Annotated in this window: 14 protein-coding genes and 1 pseudogene; 8 read left to right on the plus strand and 7 right to left on the minus strand. The window is 69.8% G+C overall.

The genetic code is table 11. The annotated features are described in order from the left end of the window. Window positions 1-529 precede the first annotated feature (529 nt). Entirely contained in the window at window positions 530-1,054 is a 525-nt protein-coding gene (locus tag ACFV6D_RS28680; protein WP_380561636.1) for a TetR/AcrR family transcriptional regulator, read from the minus strand. Between the two features lie 225 nt (window positions 1,055-1,279). Here ACFV6D_RS28680 and ACFV6D_RS28685 point away from each other — a divergent pair, with 225 nt between their 5' ends. Next, window positions 1,280-2,332 (plus strand): alpha/beta hydrolase, encoded by a 1,053-nt coding sequence (locus ACFV6D_RS28685; protein ID WP_380561638.1) that lies wholly within the window; start codon window positions 1,280-1,282, stop codon window positions 2,330-2,332. Between the two features lie 186 nt (window positions 2,333-2,518). Next, the gene (locus ACFV6D_RS28690) at window positions 2,519-2,779 is read left to right on the plus strand and encodes a hypothetical protein (protein WP_380561640.1); all 261 of its coding nucleotides are present in this window, start codon (window positions 2,519-2,521) and stop codon (window positions 2,777-2,779) included. A 156-nt stretch (window positions 2,780-2,935) separates the two neighbouring features. Here ACFV6D_RS28690 and ACFV6D_RS28695 read toward each other — a convergent pair whose 3' ends face one another. The 3 genes from ACFV6D_RS28695 to ACFV6D_RS28705 all read right to left on the minus strand — a co-directional run bounded on the left by ACFV6D_RS28695 (window position 2,936) and on the right by ACFV6D_RS28705 (window position 5,093). Next, window positions 2,936-3,250 carry a hypothetical protein gene (locus ACFV6D_RS28695; RefSeq protein WP_380561642.1) on the minus strand — a complete coding sequence of 105 codons (315 nt, stop codon included), beginning with the start codon at window positions 3,248-3,250 and terminating at the stop codon, window positions 2,936-2,938. A 180-nt stretch (window positions 3,251-3,430) separates the two neighbouring features. Further along, entirely contained in the window at window positions 3,431-3,721 is a 291-nt protein-coding gene (locus ACFV6D_RS28700; RefSeq protein ID WP_063349432.1) for a hypothetical protein, read from the minus strand. A gap of 190 nt (window positions 3,722-3,911) precedes the next feature. Continuing rightward, the gene (locus ACFV6D_RS28705) at window positions 3,912-5,093 is read right to left on the minus strand and encodes an alpha/beta hydrolase family protein (RefSeq protein WP_380561644.1); all 1,182 of its coding nucleotides are present in this window, start codon (window positions 5,091-5,093) and stop codon (window positions 3,912-3,914) included. A 409-nt stretch (window positions 5,094-5,502) separates the two neighbouring features. Between ACFV6D_RS28705 and ACFV6D_RS28710 the strand changes: the two are divergent. Then, window positions 5,503-6,398, plus strand: a pseudogene (locus ACFV6D_RS28710) (tyrosine-type recombinase/integrase); the annotation flags it as partial. 127 nt (window positions 6,399-6,525) lie between these two features. On the opposite strand, the gene ACFV6D_RS28715 reads toward ACFV6D_RS28710, so the two are convergent. After that, window positions 6,526-6,858: a hypothetical protein gene (locus tag ACFV6D_RS28715; RefSeq protein WP_380561646.1), complete on the minus strand. Its 333-nt coding sequence runs from the start codon at window positions 6,856-6,858 to the stop codon at window positions 6,526-6,528. Continuing rightward, window positions 6,859-14,040 carry a polymorphic toxin type 30 domain-containing protein gene (locus ACFV6D_RS28720; protein ID WP_380561648.1) on the minus strand — a complete coding sequence of 2,394 codons (7,182 nt, stop codon included), beginning with the start codon at window positions 14,038-14,040 and terminating at the stop codon, window positions 6,859-6,861. A 378-nt stretch (window positions 14,041-14,418) separates the two neighbouring features. Here ACFV6D_RS28720 and ACFV6D_RS28725 point away from each other — a divergent pair, with 378 nt between their 5' ends. The 3 genes from ACFV6D_RS28725 (at window position 14,419) to ACFV6D_RS28735 (ending at window position 20,942) form a co-directional block, all read left to right on the plus strand. Continuing rightward, the gene (locus ACFV6D_RS28725; RefSeq protein ID WP_380561650.1) at window positions 14,419-18,216 is read left to right on the plus strand and encodes a ricin-type beta-trefoil lectin domain protein; all 3,798 of its coding nucleotides are present in this window, start codon (window positions 14,419-14,421) and stop codon (window positions 18,214-18,216) included. 167 nt (window positions 18,217-18,383) lie between these two features. Next, window positions 18,384-19,442 carry an RNA ligase family protein gene (locus tag ACFV6D_RS28730; RefSeq protein WP_380561652.1) on the plus strand — a complete coding sequence of 353 codons (1,059 nt, stop codon included), beginning with the start codon at window positions 18,384-18,386 and terminating at the stop codon, window positions 19,440-19,442. Window positions 19,443-19,889: 447 nt separating this feature from the next. After that, window positions 19,890-20,942, plus strand: a complete 1,053-nt coding sequence (locus tag ACFV6D_RS28735; protein WP_380561654.1) for an alpha/beta hydrolase — start codon at window positions 19,890-19,892, stop codon at window positions 20,940-20,942. 96 nt (window positions 20,943-21,038) lie between these two features. On the opposite strand, the gene ACFV6D_RS28740 is transcribed toward ACFV6D_RS28735, so the two are convergent. Next, window positions 21,039-21,734, minus strand: a complete 696-nt coding sequence (locus ACFV6D_RS28740; RefSeq protein WP_380561656.1) for a tyrosine-protein phosphatase — start codon at window positions 21,732-21,734, stop codon at window positions 21,039-21,041. A 204-nt stretch (window positions 21,735-21,938) separates the two neighbouring features. Between ACFV6D_RS28740 and ACFV6D_RS28745 the strand changes: the two genes are divergently transcribed. Together ACFV6D_RS28745 and ACFV6D_RS28750 are read left to right on the plus strand one after the other, a co-directional pair. Continuing rightward, the gene (locus ACFV6D_RS28745; protein WP_380561658.1) at window positions 21,939-22,868 is read left to right on the plus strand and encodes a diiron oxygenase; all 930 of its coding nucleotides are present in this window, start codon (window positions 21,939-21,941) and stop codon (window positions 22,866-22,868) included. Window positions 22,869-22,962: 94 nt separating this feature from the next. After that, window positions 22,963-24,181: FAD-dependent oxidoreductase (locus tag ACFV6D_RS28750; RefSeq protein WP_380561660.1), on the plus strand; the 1,219-nt coding region annotated here is incomplete at its 3' end.

The raw sequence follows: 24,181 nt of genomic DNA on the forward strand, positions 1-24,181 counted from the left end.
CGCCACCAGCAGCAACGACTGACACATCCGACGAGACTACGGATGGCCCACAACTGAACCGCCGAACCCGGCCTCACATTGAGCCGTCGCCGACAAGGGAAGCGCCGTTTCGGCGTTTGTGCTGATGAAGCAGGAGCGTCCCGCAGTCGGTACGCGGTGGAGTGGCTGATGCCGAACTCGGCGAGCGCGTAGGCCGATCACGATGGGTTCAGAGGGTGGCACGCGCCGGAACAGGGTGCGGATGACGTAGGCCGGCGCAGTCGCAGAAGCGGGACAAAGGCCTTGTTTCGCTGGCCCCACCTCGTCCCGGCCGCGCCGACCGGCGGTCAACCGCGGACCCCGGTGATGCCGCGGGGCGAACTGCAGGGCCGTTGACGGGGTGGGAAACGATCGCGCACAGCCTGGGAAGACTCGCCGCTCAGCGCTTACACAGGCCCTGATCAGGCACTTTCGTCGGTGCCCCACAGGCCCCTCGTGCCTGCGGCGTCCGGGTGGGGTGCCTGAGGGGCGGTTTCCTGGCTCCTCCCTCTCAGGCCGTCCCTCGCAGGCCGTTCAGCACCATGTCCGTCAGGCGCTCCGGCAGATCCGGCTCGATCGGGCGGTGGCCGAGCAGGCAGCGGGTCTGGAGCGGGGCGCAGAGCAGTTCCAGGGTCAGGGCCGTGTCGGTGCCCGTCGGGAGTTCCCCGCGTTCGACGGCCCGGCTGACGATGACGCCGGCCTGGTCGAGGCGGGACTGCCAGAAGGTCTGCCAGGCCTCGGCGAGGTCGGGGTCGTCGGAGCTGAGTGCGGCCGCCCGGGCGACGGAACGACCGGTCGGGGTGGCGAGGTACTCGGCCAGCGCGCGGGCGAAGGCGGCCAGGTCGGTGCGGACGGCTCCGGTGTCGGGGACGGGGATGCCTTCGTTGCTGCCGGTGAGCATGGCGTCCAGTACGAGCTTCTCCCGACTTCCCCAACGCCGGTACACCGTGGTCTCGTTGACCCCTGCGCGGGCCGCGACCCCGGCGATGCTGAGCCGGTCGATGCCCTCCTCGGCCAGCAGCTCCGTGGCAGCCACCAGAACGGCCTGGCGGACGCGCGCGGCACGGCCGCCCGGGCGGCGGCGGATCGGATCCGGTGCTGGCCCCGGCGTTGGCTCCGGCGCTTGCTCCGGTTCTTCTTCGGTCATGTGTTGATCACCTCGGCCACCACATTAACGCAAGAGCGCTTGCATTAGGTGCCGCTCGGGCGCATAGTCGTTAATGCAAGCACCCAGGCTTTAAGTGCAGCAGGAGGCACCACTATGTCCTTCACCTGGCCCCTGGACCCGCAGGACCTGTTCGTCGAGCGTTACCCGCAGATGACCCTCGGCCTCCCCGCCGACGAGGTGGACGCCGTCCGCGCCGCCGTCACCGAGATGTGGCCCGACCGGCCCGGCAGCTGGGTGCACGAGTGGTCCGCCCTCGCCGCCCGGCACGCCGAGGCCGGGCGCCACCGTCTGGCCGCGCAGGCGTACGGCTGGGCCAAGTTCCCCTCGCTCGCCGACGACCCGAAGCGAACCGCGCTCGCCCGCCAGGTCGAGCAGTACGTCCTCGCGGCCCCCGGCTTCCCGGTGGAGTTCGAGCGCCGCACGCTCACCGTCCCGTACCGCGGCGGCGACGCCACCCTGCCGATCCACCTGATGGCCGCCCCCGGCCTGCCCGCCGACGCGCCGGTCGTGCTGGCCAGCGGCGGCGTGGACTCCTGGAAGACCGACCTGCACGGCATGTGGGAGCAGCTCGCGTTCACCCTGCCGGCGCGGCTGCTGCTGTTCGACCTCCCCGGCACCGGCGAGACCGCCCACCTGCCGATGACCCCGGACGGCGGGGCCGAGGTCATCGCCGGACTGGTCTCCTTCGCCCGCGCGGCCGGCAGCGGAAAGGTCGGCCACTTCGGCATCTCGATGGGCGGCTACTACTCCGCCCGGACCGGACTGACGGGGGCGGTGGACGCCTCCGTGGTGCTCGGCGGCCCGGTGGAACGCTCCTTCGCCCCCGGTCGCGGCTTCGCCTTCGGCATGGACGGCATCGTCGGCAACGCCCTGGGCTTCGACGCCGCGCCGAGCGGGGCCGAGCTGGAGAACGCCTTCGCGGCGTTCGACCTGCGCCCGCTGCTGGACCAGGACGCCAACGGGCCGATGCTGGTGGTCAATGGCACCGAGGACGTCCACGTCCCACTGGACGACACCCTGGTGTTCAAGGGCCGCCGGGACACCCGGGTCGAACTGATCCCGGACACCGGCCACTGCGCCATCTCGCGCTTCGGCGAGGCGATGGCCGTGATCGCCCCCTGGCTGAAGGACACCCTGGCCGGCTGACCCGGCGCTCCTGCCGCTCGGGGTGGAGGTGCGAGGTGACGGTGCTTCGGTCGATGGGCCCGACGGAGTGGTGTTCGCCGGACACCTGCGGCGGGCGCGGCGCCTCGGCATCACCATTCGTGTAGATACCGACCTGGGTGTCCGGCACGCCCGTCGGCCGCCCCGCACTCCTCGAAAGGACGCCGCATGCCCACATACGACACCGAGATCGCCACCGGCTCCGGCGGCTGGCAGGACGACCAGCCCCTCACCCTCCACATCGCCCACCGCTCCGACACGGTCGGCGCCGACGAGACGCCGGACACGGGCACCACGGTGACGTGGAACAGCCCCAACTCGGGCTCCGGCGCCATCACCTTCTTCGACGACGGTAGCCGCTTCCAGGGCACCGCCCAGTTCCCGGACGAGGGGCCCGTCGAGTACCGGGGCACGCTCGCCTCCGACTGACGGCCGCCCCCGAACACGCCGCCGCCCCGGCTCCTGCGGGCGCGTGCCGTGCCGTGCCGCTGCGAACGGCCGGTCGACTCGACGGTCGACCGGCCGTTCTGGTTCTTCAGTGGCGATCGGGTGCCGCTCACGCCGGGACCCGGAGTCGGCCGTCGATCAGGCGGGGATGGGGCGACAGCCCTGCCCGTTCACCCACAGCGAGCCCTCGGCCCAGCCGCTCTGGCACTCGTACCCTGCGCGTGACGTCCGGTCCATGACGACGAAGTCGCTCAGCGGCCCCCAGGTGGTGCTGTCACAGGAGCGGCCCATCACGCTCGGCCCGTCGGCGTTCACCTCATCGCACCGGATCACTTCGCCGACCCGCTTGCCGGGGGCGCCGTGCGCGCTCCCGTCGGCCGCACCGGCGACGCCGACACCGGTCAGGCTCAGGATGGCGGTGGCCATGCCGGCGACGAAGAGCAGTCGTTTCACGAGGAAACCTCCTTGGTGGGGATGGGGCTCCGCAGACAGTTCCCTTGCAGTCCACCCGCGTATCGACCCATTCGCATGAACACGTCATCCCGTTGCGCGCCCTGGTGACGGCAGCGAACCGAAGAGGCCGGCCGCCCCGACGTCACGTCGGATCGACCGGCCTCTTCACCGTCCGGAGGGTCAGGCGATTCTCACGCTCGCGCCGAACTCGAACGTCTTGGTCTCGCCCGGGTTCACCACACCGATGACGGGCCCCTCGCAGCCCGGCCGATCGTGGACGTCGGCGGGCTTGTCGGTGAGGTTCTCGACGATGAGGGGCCAGATGTCGCTCTGGTAGCAGCCCGAGGGGTTGTTGTAGGTCTTGAACCCGACCCGCAGCTGACCAGTGGCCGCCTGGGCCGAGCCGGGCACCGCCACTGCCACCGCCGCGGCCAGGGCCACCGCGCCGAGCGCCTTGCTGATCCGTCGCATGTCGTCACTCCAGAGTGTCCGGGGAGCCGCCGCGGATGGCGGCTGCGCCGGAGGACTGCCCCGATCCGCCGCAGGTCACAGCCCTGCGGCGGCCGAATCACCTGATCGGGCGCCCCAGGCCGCCGCCGTGCGGTCGGCGGCCCACTTGCCACTCCTTACTTGCCACTCGCTGCTTGCCAATCGCCACCTGCTACTTGGCGAAGCGGACCTCCGGGAAGGCCGTCGAGGGCCCGTCCAGCAGCCGGCTCGGGCGGTTGAGCAGGTGCCGGTCGAAGAACGCGCCGAGGTACGCCCGGGTGGCGGCGAGGGCACGGTCGCCCTTGATGGTGCCGTACTGCTCCGGGGTGGTGTCGGGCGGCAACTGGTCGCGGACTCCTAGGGAGTCCACCAGCCAGTGCATGTCGCAGAACGACAGGTGGCCGGCCTCCGGCAGGTCCAGCCAGCGCTTCCAGCCGGTCAGGTGCTGCCAGGTCTCGTCCCAGTTCGCCGTCGCGGGCCTGCCGGCGTGCCGCTGGGCGCCGAGCAGCAGCACCGGGCGGGCGAGGCCGTCGGCGGGCAGCGGGGCGAAGAAGTCGCCGTCCAGGTTGGCGGCGGCGCGGATCCGCCGGTCCTCGCTCATCGCCTCGACGGCGCTCGCGCCGCCGATCGAGTGGCCGGCCGCGCCGATCCGGGAGCGGTCGACCTGCAGCCCGCGGACCAGCCCGGGGCCGGGCGCGGTCAGCCGGTCGATCAGGAAACTGATGTCCTTCGCCCGGCTGCGGGTGACCTCGGCCGCCCGCTGGTCGTCCACGTGATCGCAGATCAGGCAGGTCTCCACCCGCCCGTCGGGGAACTGCACGACCGTCTCGTACGTGTGGTCCAGCGCGGCGACTACGTAGCCCCGGGCCGCGAGGTCCTCGGCGAGGGCGGTGAGCGAGGTGCGGCTGTAGCCGTAACCGGGGGAGAGCACCACCACCGGGTGCCGCCCGGGCGCGGGCACCGTACGGGCCTTCACGCCCGTCCGCACCTCGCTGACAGCCGGGGTGCCGAACAGCGCGGACGACACCTCGGGTGAGACGTACGGCAGTTGCTCCCCGTGCTCCCCGTGTGCGGGCTGCGCCGGGTACCAGAGGGTGGCCATCAGCTCGCGACTGGCGGCGTCCGCCCGCCAGGGGTCGTGCCGGGCCTTGTCCACCAGGTGCACCGACGTGGCACCGACCGGCCGCCGCGTCGTCGGCGTGGGCACCTGCGGCACCTCCGCCGCCGCACTCAACGAGAGCGTTCCGGCCGCCGGGGAAGCCGCCAGCGCGGCCTGCGGGCCGGCCAGCGAAATCAGGACGGCAATGGGCACGGCGAGCAGCGCAGCAGTCCGCCACCGAGAATTAGTCGACATACCGTCACGCTAGGCCCGCCCCCACCCCCACCGCGTCCTGCCCACGACCTAACCCCCTCCACCCCAGGTCGCACCCGCCACGCCGCCCACGCCCTCCGCCCGGACGACCCCACCTCCACCTGCCCGCCCTTGCGCAAATCGCCCGCCTTTGCACAGAGTTGACCGCCCCGGTGGGCCCGCCCTGCAGTGCATCGGAGCCCACGTCGGCCACACCGTCGACTCCATGCACCGGCTTACGGTTCTTCCCAGGCACCACAGACACGCGAACCCTGAACTCCGCCACGGCTCACCGATCTTCGGTTCGAGGAACACCCCATACGGCAGTGCGATGTCCCCCCGCCGTCCGACGACACCCTGCCCGAGCCGAATGCTGGACCGTGGCCCTGGATTGCACCCATCTCGCGAGGGCCAGTGCCGCACCACCTGCCAGCGCTGCGCCCGTGGCCTCGACGCCGCCCGCGACCAGCCCCGCTTCTGCGCCATTGGTACGTGCTGCGGCAAGCGGCTCTCCCCGCTGAGCCTCGCCTACTCCACTCCGTCCTCAAGTCCGCCCTGGAACATGCCGTCCGAGAGGAGGAGATCCCCCACAACGTCCGCATGGGCACACCCCGACCCTGCCGCTTCGAACCCCTCACCGCGCAGGAAGCCCGCGCGTTCCTCGCCGCTACCCACGGCCACCGGCGGCACGCACTGTTCGAACTCGCTCTGCGAACCGGGCTCCGCAAGGGCGAACTCCTCGGCCTGCGCTGGGAAGACCTCGACCTGGCCGGCGGAACCGCCAGCATCCGCCGCACCCTCCAGCGCACCAACTCCGGTGGCCTGATCGCCCTGCCGACCAGGACCCAGAGTTCGGAGCGGCGCATCGCACTGCCCACTCCATGTCTGCGCTCCCTCGAACAGCACCGCGACCTGCAGCGCCAGGAACGCCAAGCGGCGGGGGCGACCTGGAAGGACAGCGGCTACGTCTTCACTCGGCCCAACGGCGCCCCGGTCGAGGGAGCCACGCTCACGCGGCACTTCACCGCACTGCTCCGCCAGGCCAAACTCCGCCGTATCCGCTTCCATGATCTTCGACACTCGGCAGCGACCCTGCTCTTGGAGCAGGGCGTCGAACTCGTCGTCATCAAGGAGCTCCTCGGCCACGCCCATATCGGCGTCACCGCCACCGTCTACGCCCACGTTCGACTCCGCCTCCAGCGCGACGCCATAGACCTCCTCGGCCGCGTCCTCCACAACCCCTCGGAGGTCATCGCCGAGCCTGGCGACGGTGACGACCCGCCGCTTTGTGCAGCACCCGTCCGCTGACGTTGCCGTCAACTACTGCCGTCAAGACGCATTGAGCCCCCTCCCGAATTTATCTCCGGGAGGGGGCTCAATGATTATTTACACCGAAGGACTAGATGATTAGGGATCACCCAAGATGCTGCGGAATCTACCTGAAGAGTCCTCTAAGGTCTTCAATATAGGAGACTTCCGAAGGGTCAAGGCTCTCTGCGGGAATCTCGAACACCGGAGCGACGTCATCGTATGACATTGACCGCGAGTTGAATATTTCCGCGACCGCATTCAGCTGAGCCTCCCTTGCGGCTGCAACTTCCTCGGAGGCTGCCATGATGGCAAGGACTCGAACAGCAATCCTCGCCTCGAGCGTATCCAATGACTGCGACCAATCACAGACGCTCTCGGCGGCTTCTTCTCGCTCTTCCGGCAGCGCAGAAATGATCTTTTCGATCAGTCCTGCCAGCAGCGATCGACCGATACTCATCTACAGCCCCGGGAACTGCAACGGCCACGGGATGTGAGTTTCGTTGGCTGCGGTCGGATTATAGAAGGGGCTATCTGAATTGTGCACCTGTCGATGGTATAGGTTTCCTGCTTCATCTTGATACTGATTTCCGATCTGGATGCGATAAGTTTCCCCTGTGGCCGAGTTCGACCCGGCCGGCGCTCGCCCATCCGGACCGTGGATCCTCAAGCGAACAGTTTTGTCATCGGCATTCTTCCACTTGAACTCCAGGCCATACTGAGATCCGCCATTCGGGTCCGGCTTCAGCTCTCGCACACTGGCATTATCAGGAACAATGCTCATGGGATCTTTGCCACGCAGGTTGTAGCCGCCGCAATTGTGCACGAGTACCGGCGTGGTCCCCGCGAGCACATAGTACGTGTGGAACTGGTTGATGGTCAGGTTGTAGGCAGTTTGGGGCAGAGTGCGGTAGTTCCGGATGGCCTGGACGGTGGCGAGTGTGTCGGTGCTGGAGGTCAGGAGTTGGTCGCCGACATGGAGGTCGGCGGCTTCCGTCCACCGCTGGGTGGTGACATTCCAGTACGGGTGGTGCTGGGTCGAGGTGAGGCTAAGGCTCTTGATTTTTGGGGCGATTGGTTCGGGAGGAGTCCCGGGCTTTTGTGCAGTGGTCAGTGTGAGGTCGGTAAATTCCTGGTCGTCGAGTCTGGTGATGGTCGCGGTGACGGGTTGTGGCTTGGTGGTTCCGGTCTGAGGGTCGGTTGCGGAGACTTGGTCGCCGGCGGTCAGCTGATCGATCGGCTTGACGGTTCCGTCGGCGAGGAGAACTGCGGTTCCCGCAGGGAAGCTGTTGCACGGCATCCCACCAGGCGCCCCCGGACTAGCGGCGTAGGCGTCTCCTATCGCAGCAGGGAGATATGTTGCCGAAGCAAAATTTGCACTGTTCGGGTCGAGGCCATGCCCCATGGCCCAGCTTACGTAGGAATCCATTGGGCCGGGCTTGCTGTATTCGTGATCACCCAGGTGAATAAATTTGTGGGCGAAGTCGATCGGTGTAATCGCGACTGCACCAAGGCCGAAAAGGAAGTCCCTGTTGTTGCCTTCGTGACCTTCCTTGGAGTTCGGGTTGCATCGACCGTTGCTGCATTTGACTGCATATTGTTCTCGAACTGTCTTGTGGGTCCTCCAGTAGGTGTAGGCAGAGTACGCTTGGAACTTTTCTGCCGTTTTGTTTTCTTCTACGATCTTGTCATAGTCGCGCCCCTTTTCAATTGGCGTGATTCCGCCGCTGCATGTGTACATCCCGTTGCCGCACTCTTCGAAGTGCAGGCCTGAGGGGTCCGAGAGATTGACGGGGTTGTTGTTGCTGTAGGCGTAGCCGTTCCACTGTTGGGGGTCGGCTGCGTCGAGGATGGGGTCGGGGCTGATGAAGCGTCCGCGGATGGGGTCGTACTGGCGGGCGCCGAGGTTGGTGAGTCCGGTGGTGTCGTCCTTGCTGCCGCCGACGAAGCCCTTGGTGCCGGCCCACTGATTAGCGGAGGGCTGGGTGCCGCGGGGGTTGCCGAACGGGTCGGTGGGGCGGCGGGTGACGGTCTGGGTCGCGTTGGTGTTGACCTGGAGGCCGCTGGTGCCGTGCGGGTCGGCGGCCTGGATCAGGACGCTGCCTCCGCCGATGGCGGCGGTGACGCGGGTGTAGGTCAGTCCGCCAGGGGCGGTGATGGAGCGGACGTTGCTCGTGGATCCGCTGGCCGTGTCGAGGGTGAGCTCGTCGGTGGGCAGGTTGAGCGTGGTCTTGCCGGGGTTGCGGCGGATGAGTTGGTTGCCGTCGGCGTCGTACAGGTAGGTGGTGGCGGCGGCCTGGCCGGTCTTGGTGACGGAGTCGAGCTTGTCCTCGCCGTTCCAGGCCAGGGTGGTGGTACCGCCGGTGTCCGTGATGGCGGTGGTGTTGCCCTTGGCGTCGTACTGGTAGCTGACGGCCTTGGTACCTGCCGGCCCGCTGGTGGTGGAGGTGAGCAGGGCGTGGGGCCCGCCGGTTCCGCCGCCGGTGTTGGGGGCGGTGGTGGGGGAGTTGCTGCTCTTGGCGGCTCCGAAGGTCTGGGTCGTGGTGATGTCGTTGAGGCTGTTGCCGGTGATGTCGTGCTGGACGAGACCTGTGCGGTTGCCGGTCGCGTCGTAGGTGTAGGTGTTCCAGTAGGGTGCCGGTCCGCCGATGGTCCGTCCACCGGGGTTGACGGCGGCCGGGCCGTTCGCGTTGTTGCAGCCGCCGACGCCGGGCACGGTGGTGGAGCTGCCGGTGCCGTGGACCTCGCCCGAGGAGTCGGTCCAGTCGGCGGTGGTGAAGGTGCCCGCGGTGTCGGTCCAGGCGCCGGTCAGCCGGCGGAGGTGGTCATAGGTGAAGCACTGGGTGTCGGTCGCCGAGGCGTCCTGGATGGTGGTGGCCGAGGTGATCTGGCCGGACTGGGTGTAGGTGTAGCTGGTCTGGTCGACCGAGACGGTTCCAACCTGGCGGTCGGTGAAGTTGTTGATGACCCGTCCGGTGGCCCAGTCGTACTGCTGGGTGGAGACGACCTGCTTGCCGTACTGACCGACCGTCGTACGCACCGGGCGTGCAAGGGCGTCGTACTCGACCTTGGCGATGACGGCCTTGCTGAGGCTGGCGGCCGCGGTGAGCAGGCCGGTGATGGTCCGGCCGTAGCTGACGGTTTCGGCCGGCAGGCCGCCGGCGGCGGGAATGCCGACCTTCGTCAGGGAGCCGATGACCGGGCTGTAGGTGTTGGTCGTCGTGTAGGTACCGGCGAGTGCGCCCTCGGCGGAGGGGATGGTGATCGATGAGCCGAGAGGGCGGTAGGCGGTGTCGTAGTCGGTGACGGCCTTGGTGTAGGCCGTGCCGCCTGCTCCGCCGACGTAGCGGGTCGAGGAGGTGGGCTGGCCCTTGACGAGGGTGTCGTAGCTCCAGGAGGCCAGCTGGTTCGCGGGTGCCACGGCGCCGTTGAACGTGCCGGTCTTACGGTTGAGCAGATCGTAGGTGTAGGAGAGGGTGTTGTTCTTGGCGTCGACGATGTGGTCGACGCGCGAGTTGACGTCGTAGAACGTCCTGGTCACACCGGTGTCCGGGTCGGAGGCCGAGGTCTGACGCCCGAGCAGGTCGTAGGAGTAGTTCCAGGTGTTGCCGCTGCTGTCGGTCCGGGACGCGGTGAGACCGGTCGGCGTGTATCCGTAGTTGGTGACGTCCGCGTCGGCCAGGTTGCCGGTCGCGGTCGGTGTCCGGTACTGCCCCAGGGCGGTGGTGCGGCCTTGGGCGTCAACCACGGTCGACGTAGGAGTGGCGCCCGAGGGAGGCGTGACGTCGGTGCGGTCAGCGCCGGGGTAGGCGGTGTTGGTGGCCCACTGGAGGTTTCCGTAGGAGCGGAACTCCGAGCGCACGACGCGCCCGTTGCCGTCGTAGGTGTTCCACGTCTGACCGGGGACCTGGCCGTCGGCTGCCGGGACGAAGACGGACTCGGTGGGGAAGGAGCCCTGTTCGTAGTACGGAGCCGAGGTCTTGATCACCCAGCCGTGGGTGTCGTAGACGGTGTCGGTGATCAGACGTCCGGTCGGCTTGGCGGCGCTGGTGCTCTGGGTTTGCCGCGGCCGTGCCAGGCCGTCGTAGATGTCGATGCTCGCGGAGTAGGTGACCGCGTCGTCGTTGATCGATTCGGTCTTGACGGTGGACGGCGCCTTGGAGCCGTTCAGGAGGTAGGTGAACTTCCGGCTGGGCAGTTCCTCGGTCGGCCGGTCGGGCGCCCAGACCGCGGTGATGCGGCCGAGGGCGTCGTACTGGGCGGTGGTGACCCGGCCGTTGATGTCCTTACTGACCAGAGGTGAGCCGCGGGCCGGATCCTGGGTGACGGTGGTGGTCCAAGCTGCTCCCATCGGTCCGGTGGTGCGGATATCCGTCGGCAGCTGTCCGGCGGCCGGGCTGAGAGCGACCGATGTGACGGCCGGGGTGACGGACGGGCCGCTGATCTGTGCGCCGTTGGGGTCGTAGGTCGACCCGTCGGTCGTGCCAGCCGTCAGGCCCCGTCCGTAAACGTCGAAGGTGGTGCTGCCGTTGTGGAGATAGACGGGGTTGCCGGACTGGTCGAAGTGGTCGAGGACCTGGATGCCGGTCGGGTCTCCGACCGTGCCGGCCTGCTTGAAGGACTTGCCGTCGTAGACGATGCGGCTGCTGGACTGGGTGTTGGATGCCGTGGCCGTCGCGCTGCAAGACCCCTGGAAGGTGGTCATTTCCGACGCCAGGGTCAGGAGCTGGGGGTTGTCACTGACCGCGTAGCCGGTGGTCGTGCAGATCTCGGGGGTGGCGGCGGTGCCGTCGCCCTTGTCGTCGACCTTGACGACGCGGTTGCCGTTGGCCGGCTCGGTGGTCGTGACCGTTGTGGTCGTGCGCCAGCTGCCGTCGGCGAGCCTGGCCTTGGTGATCGCGGTGGTCTCGGAGTCCTTCCGCCAGGCGAGGATCTTCGGCGCACCCGCAGTTTGGGCATGCGTCGCGGAGCTCGTCTGCCCGTTGTAGGTCTTCCCGGCCACCGCCGTGACCGTCCCGCCGGCCTGGTCGTAGACCTCGGTGGCGACGACGCGGCCGGACAGCTGGGCGCTGTCGGTGACGGTGCCGCCGAGCGGGCTGGGGACCTGGACGCTGCGTTGGGTCTTGCCGTTGGCGAGGTAGTCGTCGTTCATGCCCCGCAGGTAGGTGACCTTCTGCTGGGTCTTGGGGGCCTCGCTGGAGCCACCGCTGCCGGTGGTGGTGGTGACGGACTGGTAGCCGCGGAACTGGTCCCAGGTACGGGTCTTGGAGTCGGTGAACTCCGCGTCGTTGCGGTGCCAGGCGGCCTCACCGTTGTAGGTGTACTCGGTGGTCTTGCCGACATTGGGTGTGCTGACGAGGTCCAGCTCGACGACGGTCTTGACGAGGGGCTTGTCGAACCAGTCGTTGATCGGGTCCTTCGAGGACAGGAACGTCGGGTACCACTTGACGGGCATGCAGGCCATCGTGTTGCTGTCCTCGGAGGACGGCATGTGGTTGTTCACCCGGGAGCATTCGGGGTCGGCGTAGACGACGCCGATCCGCCCGCCGGTCTCGGTGGTGATCTCCTGGATGCGCGGGCGCATGTACATCTTCTCGCCCAAGTCCAGGCCGTCGACGCGGTTGGCGCGCATCGTGTACTTGAACTGGACGGCGGGCAGGTCCTCGATCGCCGCCTGTCCGTTGCTCGGCACCCGCTGGACGGAGTCCAGCTGCAGGATTCGCTTGGTGGCGTCCCCGGGATCGGCGAGTTCCTGGTTGAGGTTCCAGGTGTCGACGGTGCGGTAGGCGGAGCCGACCATGACCTGTGTCGAGATCCCGGTCAGGCGCTTGGTCGTGAAGAAGGTGGGCGCCGAGTTCACGCACGAGCCGTCGGTGCAGATCTGGTCGATCGGCGTATCGGGCCAGGCGTCCGCGTTGGCCACGGTGCGCTGGTCCTCGGAGCAGGTGATCGAACCGCCGGGTATGCAGCGCTCCGCGACGGTGAACAGGACCTTCGCCGCCGGGTTCGCGCCGCCCTTGGCCGCCTTCTGCTCGTCCAGGCGCTGGCCGTAGGCGATCTCCTTGAGGTAACCGGCCCGCTGGTAGTCGGAGAGGGTGCCGGTGCCGCCGCTCTGGACGCGGCCGCGGTTGTATTTGTTGCCCTCGGCGGCGTACTTGTACGTGGTCAGGTTGCCGTGCGGGTCGACCACGTAGTCGAGCTGCCAGCGCCAGGCCATCTGGCACCAGGAGTTGTTACCACTGCCGGAGTTGTAGCAGGGGTCGCCGCTGTTGGGCGAGTACACCGGCAGGGTCAGGGCGGAGTTCGCCGCAGGGTCGCTGCCGTCGCCGCCCGGCAGGTGGTTGAGGCCGAAGTAGTACTGCACTCCGTCCGGGGTGGTGATCCGCCAGTACTCCATGCCCTGGTAGTCGACGTCGCCCGCGGCCTTCGGCGCGCCGGTGAGCTGCTCGACCTTGGAGCCGTCGTCGCTCTCCAGGTGCCAGGTTCCGGTCGCGTCGTCGCGCACGATGGTGCCGGAGCGCCCGCCCAGCGAGAGGGAGGCGTTCAGCCCGCCCCAGCACTGGTCGCCCGAGCCGGTGATGCCGGCCTTGTCACAGCTGCGGTAGGACCGCTCGATGTAGCCGGGCTCGTAGCCCCAGCCGTCGCCGATCCACGAGGGCTGCGCGTTCGTGGAGGACGTCTTGCCGTCCACGTTCGCCGAGTTGTAGCTCAGCGCCACGGTGGGTGCGGCGCCGCCGAGTGCCGGCGGTGTCTGGATCGGGTAGCTGTAGGTGAAGCTGCCCGTGTTAGAGCCTGCGGACCAGGCCACCGACGACGACAGTGGCGTCGCGGTGAAGTTGCCCAGGGGGCCCGACGGGGAGGCCGCGGGGGCCAGGACCACGGAGCCGCCGGTTCCCCCGGTGCTGCCGGCGGTCAGGGCCTGCGCAGGCGCCTGGGCGGACGAATTCGCCGTGGTGAACGACGCCTTCACCGCACCGCCCTGGGCGTTGCCAGGTGCCGCAGGGGGAAGGGTGACATCCGCAGTGATCGTGCCGGAGCCGTCGTTCTTCACCGGAACCGGGGTCTGCGTACGGCACTCGGGGCGTTCCGGTGTGGTCAGTGAACAGGCCGGGAGCGCTACGAGGCCGGCACGGTCCGACCACCCGCCCGCCTGGAGGGCCTTCAGGTCCAGGGTGACGCTCGCCTGCCGCCCGTCGCCACCGACCGACGCCTTGGCGTCGGCCAGCGCCACCAGCGGCCCGTTGACGCCTGCGGCCTTGCCCTTGTCCTGTCCGGCCACCTCGACGGTGACGGCGTGCGCGCTCTCACCCTGGCCGGTTCCCGGTGCGACCCGGACGGCCAGATCTCCGGCCTTGGTTCCGGTCATGCCACCGGAGGCGGGTGAAGCCCCACCGGTGGCCCTGCGGGCCGCCTCGGCCTCGGCGCTGTCGGAGCCGAGTATGACCGTCGCGGTGCCGGTGACGACCGGCGGAGCGGTCTCCGGCTTCCAGCCCGCTGCCTTGACCGCCGTCTTGGCGCCCGGCGGCTGGGCATCGTGTCCCTTGACGGAGGGGGCCGCGCTTCCCAGGGGCGTGTTCGGAGGAGCCCAGACCTCCCCCTCGGGCTCGGGGTAGGTCCATGCCACCGCCGGCGGCACGCTCACCCCGGTCAGCGTGAGAGCGACCAGGGCCGCCACAGCCGGCGACCGCCATCGGCCGCCTATTCGTTTTCCGGCCCGTTTCCGGGCAGGCCAAACCACCACAGTGGTGTCTCCTCACTCATTGTCGACACAACGTCATATGGACATGGATGTGCCAGGATCGAGGTGACGATATGTGCACCCACTGACACGCCACCAGGTCGCATGAGTGCCGCACATGAGATGTTTATGAAGTCTTGATCTCCTGATCTGCGGCTTATCCGGACACATCGGCATGAACTGACAAAGGGTTTGACCGATCCGCCGACCAGCACGCATCGTTCCCACCCGAACGCACCCCATCGAGGGTGCGGCCCGACCGGGAGGGACCCTGCAATCCGCATGACCAGCACTCCAGGCACAATCGCGCACACACCACCAACACCTTCCATACGCAGGCGCATACTCGCGCTGACCGCCCTCGGCACCGGCTGCGCCCTGAGTCTGGCCCTGCTCAGCGCGCCGGCAGCGCTCGCGGCCGACACCGCCCCCGCCCCGCCGACCCACGGCCCTGTGGGTGGACTGGCACCGATCGTCCCCTCGTCACCGGCACCCGCCCGCACCCCCGCGCAGCAGGCCATGCTGGACGCGCTCGCGAAGGCCAAGACGACCGGCAAGCCGGTCACCGTCGAGACCTTGACCAATGAGGCCTCCAGAACCATCGCCAACCCCGACGGCACGCTGACCAGCACCGACAACGCCCAGGCCGTACGGACCAAGCGCGGAGGTGCCTGGGCGGACATCGACTCGACACTGCGGGCCAACACCGACGGCACGTTCAGCCCGGCCGTCGCGACGACCGGGCTGAAGTTCTCCGGCGGCGGGGCGGGCCCGATGGCCACCGTGACGACCGACGACGGCAAGAGCCTCGCGGTGAACGCACCGTTCGCCCTGCCCAAGCCGTCCGTGACCGGCGCCAACGCCACCTACACCGACGTCCTCCCCGGTGTGGACCTGCAGCTGACTGCGCTGTCCCAGGGCGGCTGGCGGGACGCCATCATCGTGCGGACCAAGGAGGCCGCCGAGAGCGCGGCGCTCAAGTCGCTAACCTTCCCCGTCTCCGCGCAGGGCTTGTCCATGACCAAGGACCAGTCCGGCGGCATCACCGTCGTCGACGACAGCGGTGTCACGCGCTTCCGAGCCCCCGTGCCGCTGCAGTGGGACTCCAGCAAGCCCGCGCCTTCGACCGCCACCGCCGACCGGGCTTCCAGGGACTCGGCGCGTGCGGCGTTGGCGGCCGCCCCGGCGCCCGCGCCCACGGGGAGTGCGAGCGGGATTCCGTCGACCGCCGAGGAGCCGGGTGACGGTGCGAACGTGGCCGCCATCACGACCAAGATCACGCCCGCGGCGATCGAACTGACACCGGACCACAACGCCCTCGGATCCGGTGACGGTCCCTGGTACCTCGACCCGTCCCTGGTGGCGGCGACGAGCTCGGTCCAGGGCTCGGTGGAGGTCCAGGAGAACCACAAGAAGGCGGAGAACTTCAACAAGAAGAGCAACCTGGCCACCGGTTACTGCGGCTACCACAGCAGCGACCCGAGCCTGGACTGCGGTGACCTGGGCCGCCAGCGCGCCTACTTCCAGTTCGGCATCAACCCGGTGCTCTACACCAAGCCCGGCGGCGCCGAGAGCCCGCCGAGCATCCGGACTTCCACCCTCAACTTCCAGGTCACCGGAGCCTCCAGCCCGGGCACGAACACGCCGCTCGTGGTGTACTCGGCTCCCAAGCCCATCCACGAGCACACCAACTGGACCGACCAGCCCTGCGGGGACAACAAGGCCGTCGTCATGGAGAACTGCCCGACGGTCAACGGGCAGTGGATCACCGGCACCGGCCCGCTGGCCGTCGACGTGACCGACATGATGAAGCAGGCGATCGCCGGCCAGTGGCCGTGGTGGACCGTCGGCATCGCCCCGATGGGCAACGAGTGGGACATGACGTTCCGGCACTACATCGCCAACAATCCGTCCATCACCACCACTTACGACATCACTCCGACCGTCTGGTACCCGCGCACCAGCCCCGCCCCCGGCTTCGCCTGGAACAACAGCGCCGCCGAGTGCACCACCGGCGGCGCGCACCCCTGGGACAACCCCGGCTGGATCGGCGCCAACCAGAACATCAACCTCACGGCCAACAGCTACTCGCCCGCCGGGCAGACCCTCCACACCGACTACCAGATGTGGGACGACAACGACGCCAACTTCAGCTGGACCCAGGGACGCTGGGGGACCAGCTACAACGACCCAGGCCCCTCCGTGGGCGTGGGATCGCTGTCGGACGGCCACCAGTACGGCTGGACGGCTCGCGCCACCGACGAGATCCTCACCTCGCCCATGACCCCGTGGTGCTACTTCCGCGTCGACAGGACCAACCCCCGCGTCAGCATCAGCTCGACCGACTTCCCGCCGTCGGGCACCCCCAACCCCACCCCGGCCAAGTACATGAACGACCCGGGCGCCTTCACCATCAACGCCGAGGACCCCGCCCCCGGCGCCGGGCTCCAGGCCTCCGGCGTGGCCTGCGTGCGCGTGAGCACGGACCCGACACCGGTGGTCGGCTGGCGCTGCGGCCAGAACGGCACCCTGCCCCCCGGCCAGCCGTACACCTACAAGCCCAGGGACTGGGGCACCAACACCCTGTACGCCTGGGCCATGGACAACGCCGGCAACTACAGCCAGCCGGCCGTCTACAACTTCTACGTCCCCTGGAAGCCCGACACCCAGCCCCTGTTCGGCGACGTCGACAACGACCAGAAGCCCGACGTCATCACCGTCGACAGGAACGGTGACCTGCGCGTCATCGGCGGCACCATCGACCCCACCACGTCCCTGGCCGCCCCCGCCGCCGCCGCCCCGGGAAACCGCGACTTCGGCGCCACCTGGTCCGACTACCAGGTCAGCCACCACGGCACCTTCGCCGTCGGACAGGCCGTCGACGAGATCCTCGCCCACTACACCAAGGACACGACCTCCAAGCTGCGCGAGGCCCTCTACCTGATCCCCAACAACGGCACCGGGCGCTTCGACACCCTGACTCCGATCGCCCTCAACCGGCCCGCCTGCACGACCTACGAGACCGGCAAGCCCTGCTCCGGCTACAGCCAGAAGAACTGGAGCGGCGCCTCGCAGGTCATCGCGATCGGCACGCCCGACGGCGAGGCCGTGGGCGGTGAGCCGGGTAACGAGGCCCGCAAGGTCATCATGACCCAGACCTCTGTTCTCTCCCTGGAGAACAACAACCTCTACCTCTTCCAGCCCAATGGCCTCGTCGACTCCCTCGACGCCGCGACCTACCTCCCGGCCGTCTCCGGCAGCTGGGCCGACCTGGAACTGCTCAACCCGGGTGCGGCCAACGGGGCGACCGCCGTCCCCGGCACCACCGACCCCACCTACCAGACCACCATCTGGGCGCGGAACCGCACGACGGGTGACCTCTTCGCCTACCCGCTCGGCTACAAGGCCGACGGAACGGTCGACTACTCCGCCCTCACCAAGCCCGACCAGGGGATCAAGCTGGACGTCGGCCAGCCGGTCAAGGCGGGCGACTACCCACGGATCGGCGCCGGAGACCTCAACAACGACGGCACCCCCGACCTCTGGGTCATGGACAACAGCAACGCGCTCTCCATCTTCGCGGGCAAGAGCAGCACCGGCACCAAGGGCAAGGTCGACGGCTTCGTTCCCCCGGCCTTCGCCGGCTTCTCCGACTCCAGCGTCACCATCCACTCCCAGCTGGTGAACTGGCTGTGCGCCGACTCCATCGGTGGACCCAACGAAGGCACCGAGATCGCCGCCTACGCCTGCTGGCAGACCATCAACCAGCGGTTCAACTTCGCCACCGACGGCACCATCCGGTCCGGCAGCTGGTGCGTCTCCACCAAGGGCAACGCCCTCGGCAACGGAACCGGCCTGATCCTGTCCCGCTGCGTGGGCAACACCGGCCAGAAGTGGGCCGTCCGCCCGGACGGCCGGATCTACCTCCCCGCCACCGTCACTGCGGACAACCCCGGCGGCCGCTGCCTCGAACTGCCCGGATGGGCCACCGAGCAGGGCACCCGGCTCGGGATCTGGAACTGCCCCGGTCTGCAGGCCAACCAGCAGTGGAGCCTCAACTACGAGCAGCACGCGCCCTGATGGCGCTCGCCTTGGGGCGAGCTGAGCCGATCCGATGAACGTGAACAGCCTGTGGTGGCCCATCTGGGCGGGCGCTCTGCGGCGGCTGGGGCTGCGGGTAGCGGGGGTTGTGGTGGGAGGTGAAACTCCGTTGTTCGGGGGTGGGGCTCGCGGCGATGATTTCGGGTGTGGCTGACACCAGGTTCGAAGGCTCCGCGTTGCGGCCGTACCCCAAGATCTCGGGGAGGGGGCAGCTCTCCGCGTCCGGGAGTCGGGCGTGGGTCGCGGTGGAGAAGGTGCACGGGGCGCACTTCGCCGTGGTCTGCGAGGGGGGAGCAGTCCGTCCGGCCAAGCGGCGGGAGCTCCTGGGCGAGGACGAGTTGGACGGCTTCTTCGGCGTCAGCCGGGTCTGGCCGGCGTTGGCGGCGGCGGCCGCCCGGTTCGCCTCGGCGGTGCGCGAGGCGGCGGGAGAGGGTGCAGGTGGGGGCGCGGGCGCTGTGGTGACTGTTTACGGTGAACTGGCCGGCGGGTGCTACCCGCACCCCGATGTGTCCGCCGTCGCCGGAGTCGAGCCCGTGCAGACCGGCGTCTGGTACGCGCCGGGGCTGGAGTGGCTGCTCTTCGACGCCACCGTCGACACCGCCGAGGGCCGGTCCTGGATCTCCGACCGTGACCTGCGTGACGCCGCGGCCACCGCCGGCCTCGGCTGCGCCCCCTCGATCGGGCGCGGTGTGCTCACCGTGCTCCAGGAACTGCCGGCCGCCTTTCCCACCCTGGTCCCCGCGTTCCTCGGGCTCCCCGAACTCGCCGACAACCTCGCCGAGGGCTACGTCCTCAAACCCGCCGGTATCTGGCGGGAGACGGGCCCCGAGGGGGGCGGTGCGCGTCCGGTGGTGAAGGTGAAGCAGCGGGCCTTCGCCGAGGACGAGCGCTACGACGGCGCCCGCCCGTACCTGCCGCCGCCGCAGGGCGCGGCCGGGGTCCCCGCCTGGCTCCTGGTCCAGGCCGCGGCACTCCTCACCCCCGCCCGGGCGGCAGCCGCCGTCAGCAAGCTCGGTCCGCGCGCGCCCGAGGACGCCGTGGCGGCGGAGCTCACCCGGGACGTTTCGGAGGAACTCGCCGAGGCGCTGGGGGGATTGGACGGTGACGCCCTGCGCGCACTGGAAGCCGCCCTCGGACCCGGAGCGCGCTCCCTGGTGGCGTTCGACGCCGAGGACCGGCGCTCGCCGACGAGCCGGGCCGGCTGACGGGCTGACTGGTCGGGCTGGTCAGGCCGGTCGGGTCGATCGGGCGCGGAAAGATTCCTGAAGAAAGTCGCCCGCCCATGTCGAGGGCCCGTCGCCGACTCCGACCGAAGGGTGACAGCGCAAGGGTGGGCGGGGCGTGGGGGTGGGAGGGGCGTTCGGGAAAAATATGTCGGTCGGTCTACTGATTCCTTGCCGCCACCCGGGTGGTGCGCGCACAGGAAGTCGGTCTGGCCGACTTCCTGTGCGGATGGAGGCGGTGCAAGTGGCGGCGCCAGGGAAGCTGTAGACCGGTCTACATATTTCTTGCCGGCGGGTGCGTCGGCGGTCGAGGGTGGGTGAAGGGGGCGTCGAGGGGGGCTTCCGTCTGGGGTGGGTCGGGCCCATCATGGGCTCCCGGTCCGAGTCCCCGGTCGAGGGCTCCGGGTGAGGCTCCAGGAGGCAGCAGAGATGACGATTCCCTTCCCTGTCCGGATCCAGGCCGCGGTCGTCCGGGGCGCGTACGCGCTGCCGGAAGGGCTGCGGCGGGCGATCGCGGGCGCGCCGGTGGTGCGGGACGGTCAAGTGCTGTCGCTGGAAGCGCAGTTGATCCTCAAGTTGCAGCGCCTGTCGAAGGCGGCCCTGGTGCTGCCCGCCGGGGTCGGGCCGTCGCGGGAGGCGATGGAGCACGCGCGGTACCTGGTGGGCGGGGCGACGATCCAGCCGGTCGCCGTCCGGAGCGTCGGAATCCCGCAGGAGTACGGCGAGTTGGCGGCCACGCTGTACACGCCGGGCGGGCTGGCGGCGGGTTCCGGGCTGCTGGTGTACCTGCACGGCGGGGGCTGGGTGGTCGGCAGTCGGGCCAGCCATGACCACGTGGTGCGGTTCCTGGCGCAGCGGGCGCAGGTGCGGGTGCTGTCGGTGGAGTACCGGCGCGCGCCCGAGCACGCGTTCCCGGCGGCTGCGGATGACGCGCTGGCCGCGTTCGACTTCGCGTACGCCAAGGCGGCCGACCTGGGCGCGGATCCGGAGCGGATCGCGATCGGCGGCGACAGCGCGGGCGGGAACCTGGCGGCCGTCACCGCGCAGGCGGCGGTGCGGCGGGGCGGTCCGGCGCCGGTGTTCCAGTTGCTGCTGTACCCGGCGGTCGACGCCTCCGTCCGGCGGCCCTCCCGCGACCTGTTCGCCGACGGTTTCTTCCTGACCAGCGCGGACATGGACTGGTTCCTGGACCGCTACGCGCCCGCGCCGGCCGACCGGACGGACCCGCGCCTGTCGCCCCTGCTCGCCGCCGACCTGTCCGGGCTTCCGCCCACGTACGTCGGCACCGCGGGCTTCGACCCGCTGCGGGACGAGGGCGAGGCCTACGCCGAGGCGCTGAAGGCGGCCGGGGTGGCGGTGCGCCTGAGCCGGCAGCCGGACCTCATCCACGGCTACGCCAGCTACCTCGGCATCGGCCGCCGCTTCCGGGAGGCGACGGCGGAGGCGGCCGAGGCGCTGCGGCAGGCGCTGGGCGCCGCGTAGCGCGCAACCAGGGGCGGTACGGATCGGAGGCGCTCGGCGCAGCACCGGGCGGGGGGCTCGTTCGGAGGATTCAACGGCCCCTGCCCGGTTGCTCGTTCAGGCCGGAATCCGCCGGGCCGCGGCGAGCTCCGACACCTGCGCGCCGTGCGCGAGGAGATACTCCGCCACCGATCCGTGGTGACTCCGGATCGACAGTAGCGCCCGCCGCAGATGCACCTCGCGTACGGGCAGGGCGTTGTGCGCGGCCCCGGCCGGTGGCTGGTTGGTCAGGCCCAGTTCGTCGTTCGAGCGCAGGAAGTCCTGGAGGACCTCCGCCTCGGAGGCGCCCAGCAGCGTCTGCAGGACGGCGACGACGACTCCCGTGCGGTCCTTGCCCGAGGCGCAGTGGACCAGGACCGGCGCGGCCTCGCCCCCACCGGCGAGCAGTCGGCGCAGAACGGCCACCGACGCCGCGCCGGCGCGCCCGGCCATCAGCGGGTAGAGCTCCAACTGGTCGGCGGGCCAGCGTCGTTCGCTGAAGACCGGTGCGTGCAGGTAGCGGGCGTCGACGAGGTCGACGGCGTCCGGGCGCTCCGCCACCTCCGGGTTGCTGCGCAGGTCGACGACCGTCCGCAGGCCGAGGCGTCGCAGGGTGTCCGCGCCCTCCGCCGCGAGGCCGTGTAGGCCGTGCAGGGCGGCGGAGCGGTACAGCACGCCGCGCGGCAGGGAGCCGACGCCGCCGGCGTCGCGGAAGTTCCGTACGCCGGTGGGGGCGACGCGCTCCGGACCCGCCCCGGGCTGGTCGGTGATCACGCCTCACTGTATCCGGGGGCGGAGGAAGCGGAGAGGGTGGAGGGGGCGGCTGGGGGAGGTCACGGGCGAGAAGGGGCGCGGGAGTTGTGGTCGTGCGCCCGCCCGGTGCTGCGCAGGGGGTTCTCGGCGGCGGGCTCTTATTGTACTGTCCGTCTAATAAGCGGGTGAGCGGGCACCCGTAGGGGCAGGCATCTGGAGGCAGCCATGGCTCTCACCAACGCGGCGACAGGGCGGGCGGCGAGTGCGCACGGGCACACCGCAGCCGACGACGACGTCTCGAAGCGGCTGCTGGAGTCCGCCGCGACCCTCTCCTACGACCCCTCGACCGAGATCGACTGGGACGCGCCCCTCCCAGCCGACCACTACGGCCTCAACCCGGAGTGGAGCACCCTCTACGGCACCCGGCTGTGGGACGAGATGACCGAGCAGCAGCGGGTCACCCTCACCCGGCACGAGGTCTGCTCGATCATGAACACCGGAATATGGTTCGAGATGATCCTCCAGCAGATGGTGCTGCGCGATCAGTACCTGAAGAACCCCGCCAACGCCGAGTTCCAGTTCGCGCTCACCGAGATCGCCGACGAGTGCCGCCACTCGATCATGTTCGCCCGCGCCTGCGAGAAGATGGGCGTCCCCGCGTACCGGCCGAACAAGGTCATCGCCCAGGCCGGGCGGGCGTTCAAGGCCCTCGCGAAGGGTGAACTCGCCTACGGCGGCATCCTGGTGGCCGAAGAGGTGCTCGACGTCATGCAGCGCGACTGGATGCGCGGCGAGAACGTCCTGGAGATCGTCCGCGGCACCTCCCGGATCCATGTGGTCGAGGAGTCGCGGCACATGAAGTTCGCCCGGCAGGAGATCCGCGAACGGGTGCGCCACGCCGGCCCCGCCCGCCGCCGCGCCTCGGCCACCGGCATCGCCGTCGGCGCGTACGTCATCGTCTCCAGCATGGTGCACCCCGGGGTCTACCGGGCCGCCGGGCTCGACACCCAGCGGGCGATCGCCGAAGTGCGGGCCAACGAGCACCGCAAGGCGATGATGCGCACCAGCTCCCGGCACCTGATCGCGTTCCTCGCCGAGACCGGGCTGCTCACCAGCCGCTCGGCCGCCATCTACCGGCGCATCCAAATGCTCTGACGACACGTCAAAGGCGATACGTCAAAGGCGGAACATCAACAAAGGCTCCGACTCCCACACTTCACCACCTGTAGCGAGGGACCCCACCCCGGCCATGGCCTACGCGATCACCCGGACCTGCTGCAACGACGCCTCGTGCGTGTCCGTCTGCCCGGTCAACTGCATCCACCCGACCCCGGACGAACCGGAGTTCGGCACCACCGACATGCTGTACATCGACCCGGCGGCCTGCATCGACTGCGGCGCCTGCGCGGACGCCTGCCCGGTGGACGCGGTGTTCCCCGTCGACCGGCTGCGCGGGCCCGACACCGTGTTCGGCGACCTCAACCGGGACTGGTACCGCGATCACCCCAACGACCACGCCTGGGGCGCGCCCACCTTCCCGCGCAGCCTGCCCGACGGGCTCGGCACGCTGCGCGTCGCCATCGTCGGCACCGGCCCGTCCGCCGGGTACACCGCGCAGGAACTGCTGCGCAGCACCGGCGCCGAGATCACCATGATCGACCGGCTGCCCGTCACCGGCGGCCTGCTGCGGCACGGGGTCGCGCCCGACCACCAGTCCACCAAACGCATCGCGGACAGCTTCGCCGGCGTCTTCCACGACCCCCGGCTGCGGATGCACCTCAACGTGGACATCGGTACCGACCTCACCCACGAGGAACTCGCCGCCCACCACCACGCCGTCGTGTACGCCGTCGGCGCGGCCGCCGACCGGCGGCTCGGCATCCCCGGCGAGGACCTGCCGGGCAGCCTGCCCGCGACCACCTTCGTCGGCTGGTACAACGCCCAACCGGCCGTGCCCGCCGACGCGGTGGAGCTGTCCGGGCCCGGCGCCGAACGGGTGGTCGTCATCGGCAACGGCAACGTCGCCGTCGACATCGCGCGCATCCTGCTCACCGACCCAGACCGGCTCGCCACCACCGACATCGCCGACCACGCCCTCGCTGCACTGCGCCGCAGCCGGGTACGGGAAGTCGTGCTGCTCGCCCGGCGCGGGCCCGCCCAAGCGGCCTGGACCAAGGCGGAGTTCCTGGCGCTGCGGCAACTGCCGGGCGTCGAGGTGGTGGTCGAGGACCACCCGGAGGTGCGGGCGGCGATCGAGGCGGCCGCCAGGACGATCGCTGCGCCGACCGCGTCGGACGCGCGGGCCGCGCTGCTCGCCGGGCTGCCGCTGGTGGCGTTCGACGGGGGCGCCGAGCCGGCGCCGGGCCGGCGGATCGTGCTGCGCTTCCTGTCCGCGCCGACCGCGCTCACCGCGTTCACCCCGCCCGGCGGGGGCGGGGGGGGCGGGGGGGGGCGCGGGGGGTCCCGGG

Origin of the sequence: Kitasatospora sp. NPDC059812, assembly GCF_042732075.1 — a bacterium.
In the GTDB taxonomy this organism is placed as follows: domain Bacteria; phylum Actinomycetota; class Actinomycetes; order Streptomycetales; family Streptomycetaceae; genus Kitasatospora.